The organism is Streptomyces sp. NPDC056503, from assembly GCF_042794995.1.
Taxonomy (GTDB): Bacteria; Actinomycetota; Actinomycetes; order Streptomycetales; family Streptomycetaceae; genus Streptomyces.
Map to the genome: position 1 here is coordinate 1 of NZ_JBHTST010000106.1, position 6,695 is coordinate 6,695.

The following is a 6,695-nucleotide window of genomic DNA, read 5'->3' on the forward strand; positions in this document are numbered from 1 at the left end:
CCGCACGCCACGGCGTGCGGGGCCCTTCCGCGTACGTGCCGGGTCAGGCGTCCAGTCCCGCGAGGATCAGCGGGAGGCGGCTCACGCCGTCTCCCGTGAGCTTCACCGGGACGCCCCAGTCCTGCTGGTGGACGTGGCAGGCCGGGTACTCGTTCGCCGGGTCGTCGTCGCAGGACGCGGCCATCGCGGAGACGTGCAGGACGCCCTCGGCGAGGGCCGGGTTCAGCTCCAGGTCGCGGAAGAGGTCCGTGCCCGTGCCCTCGCCGGAGAGCAGCAGCTCCGGCGGGGTGGAGGAGACCAGGAGACGGGTCGAGGGGCCGTACCGCTCGTCCAGCTTCTGGCCCGTGGGCGCGTGGAAGACGACGTCCAGGCGGAAGGCGCCGGGCGCGACCTCGGTGGCCTCGCGCTTCGTGCGGTGCGCGACCGCCTCCACCTGCACGGCCTCCTCCGGGAGGCGCAGCCGGGTGAGACGGTGGCGGGCCGACTCGACGACCACGATGTCCTCGCCGACGAGGACCGCGTCGCTGGGCTCGCGCAGGTCGGTGGCGAGGGTGGTGACCTGACCCGTCGCCGGGTCGTAGCGGCGCAGGGCGTGGTTGTAGGTGTCGGAGACCGCGACCGAGCCGTCGGGCAGGGCCGTCACCCCGAGCGGGTGCTGGAGCAGGGCCTGTCCGGCGTCGCCGTCCCGGTGCCCGAAGTCGAAGAGCCCGGTGCCGACGGCGGTGTGAACGGTGCCGTCCGTGTCGACGTAGCGCAGCGCGCTGGTCTCCGAGTCGGCGATCCAGAGGCGGTCCTCGGTGGCGGCGAGCCCGGACGGCTGGGCGAACCACGCCTCGGCGCCGGGCCCGTCGACGAGCCCCTCGTTCGTCGTCCCGGCCGCGACCTCGACGGTCCCGGACTCGGGGTCGTACGTCCAGAGCTGGTGCACGCCGGCCATGGCGATCCACACCTTGCCCTGCCACCAGGCGACGTCCCACGGCGAGGACAGGTCCACGCCCAGCGCGGGGCCGGAGGTCGGCGAACCCTGCCACCACTGCTTCCCGGTGCCCGCGATCCGCTCCACCGCGCCCGTCGCCGGGTCGAACCGCTGGAGCGCGTGGTGCACGGTGTCCGCGACGACGACGGTCCCGTCCGGCAGCAGCGCCAGCCCCTGCGGCTCCCGGAACACCCCCTCGTCCCCGATCCGGCGCACCACGGTCTCCCCGTCGGCCGCCAGCTCGACCAGCTGGTGCCGGGTCGTGTCGGAGACCAGGAGGTTCCCGTCCGGGAGGACGACGGCCTTCCCCGGGAACCGCAGGTCGGTCGCGACGGGCTCCGGCGGCACGTACGGCCCGTCCCCGCGCCGCAGCGTCCCCTTGGCCGCGTGCTCCGCCTCCAGCTCCTCCACCAGCGTCCGGATCGCGTTGGCATGCCCCTCGCCCGCGTGCTGGGCGACGACGTACCCCTCCGGGTCGATCACCACGAGCGTCGGCCACGCCCGCACGGCGTACTGCTTCCAGGTCGCCAGCTCCGGGTCGTCGAGCACCGGGTGGTGCACCTCGTACCGCTCCACGGCGTCGACGACCGCCTGGTGCTCCGCCTCGTGCACGAACTTCGGCGAGTGCACCCCGACGATGACGAGCGTGTCCCGGTGCTTCTCCTCCAGCTCCCGCAGCTCGTCGAGGACGTGCAGGCAGTTGACACAGCAGAAGGTCCAGAAATCAACGACAACACACTTACCTCGCAGGTCGGCGAGGGTGAGCTCTTTGCCTCCCGTGTTCAGCCAGCCGCCCTTGCCGATCAGCTCGGGGGCACGGACACGGGCACGGGAACGGGGGGCGGGCGCGGGGGTGGGCGCCGGGGCAGCATCGTTCATCCTTCAAGCTTGCCATCCTGGTATGAACGTTGGATCACACGCGTACGGCACGACTCCGGAGAGCGGGGACGGCTCCCTACGGGCACGGACCTCGGCGCGGCAGCCCACCGGCAGTCCGGGTGCTCAGGCGGCGGTGTCGATCTCCGCCGGCTCCGCCCAACGGATCCGGACGCGCTGCTCGGGGACGATCCGCCGACCGCGCACTCCCTTGCTCACCTCGACCCGGTCCACGGCGAGCGACAGTCGACTGCGCCGGTCTTCGTTCGTCGCATCGGCCCATGTCTCGCGCAAGGTGAGGCCGTCGAGCATCGGCGACACGTCCACGGACGGCATGGGGAGCCTGTGCAGATCGGCGCGAAGCCCCTCGATGCGCCCCCTCAGGCGCTCTGAAAGCCGGTTGTAGCGCTCCACGGCTGCGGCACCGCCGAACTCGCCACGCACGTAGCGTGCATCCTCCAGATCAGCCAGGCGGGCTTCCTCGTCCTGGATCTCCGCCGTGAGGGCATCACGCTTTGCGAAGGTCTCCGGATCCACACGGCGCACCCAGCGATCTGCGATGGCGACGAGCAGCGGATCGTCCGGTCCGAGCGCCGGCAGCTTGGTGAGGAACTGTTCCGTCACGTACTGGTCGACCGCCTCGGCCAACGCCGACGCTCCGACGCACTGGTTGCCCGCGCGGCGAGCCATGCACTGGTAGCTGTTGCCCACGCGGTGCATCCGGCGACCGCAGCCAGGAACCGCGCAGTAGACGAGTCCCGTGAGCAGTGCCGTCCCCCCGGGCTTCGGCCGCCGCTTTCCTGCGTGCACGAACGTTCTGGATTCCAGGGTGCGGATGATCTGTTCACGCTCTCCGACCGTGATGATCCCCTCGCCGATCTCGACGGTGTCCAGCGTCTCGGGATCGCGGTACGGGAAGACCCTGCCGGTGTACTTCCGCTCGCCGTCGTCCGTCTCAACGGTCTCGGTCTCGGGCATCAGACCGGCGAACGCGGGGGAACGCAGGAGCTGCATGATGCTGGCCGCGTTCCACTGCCCGCCCCGGGGCGAGAGGACCTCGTACTCGTTGAGGAGTCGGGCGATCTTGACCAACGATGCCCCGGCGAGTGCTTCATCCGCGATCAGGCGGGCGTAGACGGCGTGCTCCGTGTCATGAACGAGCTTCTTGGTCTTCGGGTCGATGAGCAGCCCGTACGGGGGCTGTCCGCCGATCCACTGACCCTTGCCCCGGAGGTAGCGCTTCGCGTGCCCGACACGCGTGCCGAGATTCTTCGACTCGGACCGGGCGAGCTCAGCGAGCATCGCGACGACCATGCGCGCCGAGTCGTCCGAGGTGTCGAGGCCGTCCACGACCGAGACGAGACGACCGCCGGCCTTCTCGATGTCGTCCAGCACCTTGCCCACCTGGCCGATCCCCTTACGGGACAGACGGTCCAGTTTCCAGACGATCAGCGTGCCGACCACGCCCGCCGTGACGGCCGCCAGCGCGGCGTCGAAGCCCTTGCGCTCAACGGTCTTGTAGCCGGAGCGCCCTCTGTCCATGTGGACCTTGCGGACAGCCAGTCCGTTGCGTTCGGCCCAGGCGCGGCAGTCGGCTTCCTGCCGTTCGATCGCGGTCTTGCCGTCCCTGTCGAGGGACAGCCGGAGATACAGATCACAGATCGTGTCTTGGTGCACACACTCAGTGTGGAGAAGGGCTCGGTACCCTGTTGTCGATTTTCGGAAATCGAGAACCACAATCTTGCCGCGCAGGTCGGGGAGGGTCAGGTCGCCGCCACCCGTGTTGAGCCGGCCGCCCTTGCCGAACGGCTCGGGGGGCACGGATACGGGCACGGGCACGGGCCGTGGCGGGCCTGCCACGGGCGTACGGGTGGATCGGTGGGGCCGGGCGGGGGGTGTGGGCGTGTCCCGGGGCGGGCGGGGCGCGGGGCGCGGGGTGGCATGGGCGCATGACGTGTGCGGGCAGATCATCGGACTACTCCCGCTTCCGGGTGAGGCGGGCCGTTCGAGCCGGGGCCGGGATCCTCGCGGGGGCGCTCGTCCTGCCCTGCCTCGTGCTCGCCGGCGGGGGCGGCGCGTGGGCCGGCGGGGCCGGGGACAAGGCGCTGCGGGTGAGCGTCGGCGTCAACGGGCGCGAGGACGGCGCCGAGCGGCCGACCGCCGTGCGGGCGGGGAGCGCCGTGGTGAAGCGGTACCGGCTGGTGAACCGGGGAGGCGCCGATCTGTACGGGGTGCTGGTGCGCGATCCCGGACTTCCCGCGGGCGTCTCCGTACGCTGCCCGCGCCGGACCCTCGTCGGACTCACCTCCATGGAGTGCACGGCCCGGTTCCGCGCCCTCCCCGGGACCCGCACCGCCACCGTGCGGGCCGAGGGCCGGATCCCCTCGCTCGGCCTGGTCGCCACCGCGACCGACCGCACCGGGTACACCGGCGTCGTCGGGTCGCTCGCCCTCGGCGAGCGGGTGAGCATGGCCGCGCCACGCTCCTCGTCGCCGGCCGGGCGGGCGGCGCCCCCGTCCGTCGCGTCGGGCGAGGCCACCGTCACGTACACCGTCTCCAACCGCGGGAACCGGGCCCTGTACGACGTGCGCGTCACCGATCCCGCGCTCCGGCTCCGGGGCGGCGACGTGGACTGCGGCGGGCGGCCCGGTCTCGTCCCGGTGCTCGCGCCCGGCGCCTCCGCCCGGTGCACGGCGACCGTGCGGCGACCGGCCGGGACCCACCGCAGCACCGGTCTCGCCACCGGGACCGACCGGGTCGCCACCTACGGCCCCGGCGGGCTTCGCCTGTCCGCGCCGCTGCTCACCGCACGGTCCGCCGGCTCGTTCAGGGTGCCGGAGGGGAGGAAGCCGGCGGAGGCGGCGCGGAGCGCGGAGGAGCGGAGGCGGCCTGCGGAGGTGGCACAGGGCGGTGGGGGCGGGAGTAGGGGTGGGGGTGGAGGTGGGAGCGGGAGCGGGGCTTCCGGGGCTGCCTCCTCTGGGACCGGGGCTGCCTCTTCTGGGACCGGGGCTGCCTCTTCTGGGACCGGCTCGGTCGCCCCTGGGGCTCCCGGCGCTCCTGGGGGTCCGGGAGTCAGTGGGGCTGTCGGGGCGGCCGGGGCTGCTGGGGTCGCTGGGGCTCCTGGGGCTGCTGCCGTGCCCGCGCCTGCCGTGGGGGTCCTGCCCGTGGGGCCGCCCGCGCCCGATCCCCTGCCCGCGGGGGCGGGCGAGGAGGGTGATGGGGAGGGGGACGGAGGAGCGGTGGAAACCGTGTCCGGGGCCGTGTCCGGGGCCGTGCCGCCGGGGACCGATGCCCCCGGGGCCGTGCCGCCGGGGACCGATGCCCCCGGGGGCGTGCCGCCGGGGGCCGTACCGCCCGGGGCCGTGTCCGGGGAGGCGGCGGACAGGGGCGGCGGCGGCGAGCTGCCCGCCGGGACCGCCGAGGTCACACGGCGGGCCGCCACGCTCGACGACGAGGGGTTCCTCGGGCGGTTGCGGCGGCGGGGGCGGGAGGCGGACGAGATGGGGGTGGTCGTGATGCTGCTGCTGATCCTGGTGCCGGCGGCCCTCGCCGCCGCGCTCCTCGGGAACCGGAGGAACTGACCTGTGGCGCTGCTCGAAACGCTCGTCGTCGTGTTCGGGGTCGCCCTGCTCGGCGCGCTCGCCGTCGTCGTCAAGACGCGGCTCTTCCCCATCCCCGAGAACGAGGAACCGCGCGAGGACGTCGCCGAATACATCGCCATGATGGTCTCGGTGCTCTATGCCATCGTCCTCGGCCTCTGTCTGGTCTCCGTCTGGGACACCCGCGCCTCCGCCTCCGACCACGTCCAGGCCGAGGCGAGCGCCCTGCACCAGACGTATCTGCTCGCCGACGCCCTCCCCGACGAGCGGCGGGAGCCGGTGCGGACGGCGGCCCGGACGTACGCGGACCACGTCGTAGCCGTCGAGTGGCCGATGATGGCGGCCCGCCGGCCGCTCGACCCGTCCGGCTGGCGGCTGCTCGACCAGCTCCGGCGGGCCGGTGAGGTCGGCGACACGGCCACCGTCTCTCAGCAGATCGCCGCGCAGGAGGTGCTCGCCCAGCTGGGCAACGTGGACGACGCACGGCGCAGCCGGGAGGCGGCCGCGCAGGAGCGGCTGTCCCCCGTGCTGTGGGCCGGGCTGATCATCGGCGGCTGCCTGACCCTCGCCTTCATGTTCATCTTCGGGATCCATCACACCCGCACCCATGTGGTGATGGTGATGGGTCTCGCCGGCTTCATCGCCTTCACCGCGCTGCTGGTCCATCAACTCGACGAGCCCTTCGGGGACATGTTGGGCACAACTCCCGAGGCCTTCACCCGCTACTTCATGTGAGTCCGCCCTTTCAGGGCATGCGCTGTTTCACGTGAAACAGCGAGAGGGGAGACATCACGTATGAAATACCTCGTACGGGACAAGATCTTCGCGATCGGCGACGACTACTGGATCGAGGACGAGGCCGGCCGGCCCGCCTTCCTCGTCGACGGCAAGGCGCTGCGGCTGCGCGACACGCTGGAGCTGAAGGACCCCGACGGACAGGTGCTCGTCACGCTGCGGCAGAAACTCCTCAGCCTGCGCGACGCGATGACGATCGAGCGGGACGAGCGCCCGCTGGCGAGCATCCGCCGCAAGCGGCTCTCGCTCCTGCGCAACCACTACCGCGTGACCCTCGTCGACGGCACCGAACTGGATGTCAGCGGCCGGATCCTGGACCGGGAGTTGGGGGGGGCGGGAGAAGGGGGACTAACACCCCCCCAAAAACGCCCCCCGGTTGGGGGGCGGGGGGCGGGTGTACGCGGGGTAGGTGGGGACCGGGTTTGGGGGGATTTTATACACCGGGGTGG

General features: G+C 72.5%; 5 protein-coding genes. 3 read left to right on the top strand and 2 right to left on the bottom strand.

Annotation, left to right across the window (positions count from 1 at the left end; all coding sequences use genetic code 11):
* Positions 1-43: 43 nt before the first annotated feature.
* On the bottom strand, positions 44-1,855 hold the full coding sequence (locus tag ACFQ8C_RS26700) for an NHL domain-containing thioredoxin family protein (RefSeq protein WP_383462050.1): 1,812 nt from the start codon (positions 1,853-1,855) through the stop codon (positions 44-46).
* A gap of 123 nt (positions 1,856-1,978) precedes the next feature.
* Positions 1,979-3,691, bottom strand: coding sequence for a recombinase family protein (locus ACFQ8C_RS26705; protein WP_383462052.1), 1,713 nt, complete (start codon positions 3,689-3,691; stop codon positions 1,979-1,981).
* Between the two features lie 1,523 nt (positions 3,692-5,214).
* Between ACFQ8C_RS26705 and ACFQ8C_RS26710 the strand changes: the two genes are divergently transcribed.
* The 3 genes from ACFQ8C_RS26710 to ACFQ8C_RS26720 all read left to right on the top strand — a co-directional run.
* On the top strand, positions 5,215-5,433 hold the full coding sequence (locus ACFQ8C_RS26710) for a hypothetical protein (RefSeq protein WP_383462053.1): 219 nt from the start codon (positions 5,215-5,217) through the stop codon (positions 5,431-5,433).
* A 3-nt stretch (positions 5,434-5,436) separates the two neighbouring features.
* Positions 5,437-6,186, top strand: coding sequence for a hypothetical protein (locus ACFQ8C_RS26715; RefSeq protein ID WP_383462054.1), 750 nt, complete (start codon positions 5,437-5,439; stop codon positions 6,184-6,186).
* Between the two features lie 60 nt (positions 6,187-6,246).
* A partial coding sequence (locus ACFQ8C_RS26720; RefSeq protein WP_383462056.1) for an LURP-one-related/scramblase family protein occupies positions 6,247-6,695 on the top strand: 449 nt, incomplete at its 3' end.

Bases quoted from the DNA above. Each gene is read 5' to 3' on its own strand.
- ACFQ8C_RS26700 (WP_383462050.1), bottom strand. From the start codon at position 1,855: ATGAACGATGCTGCCCCGGCGCCCACCCCCGCGCCCGCCCCCCGTTCC.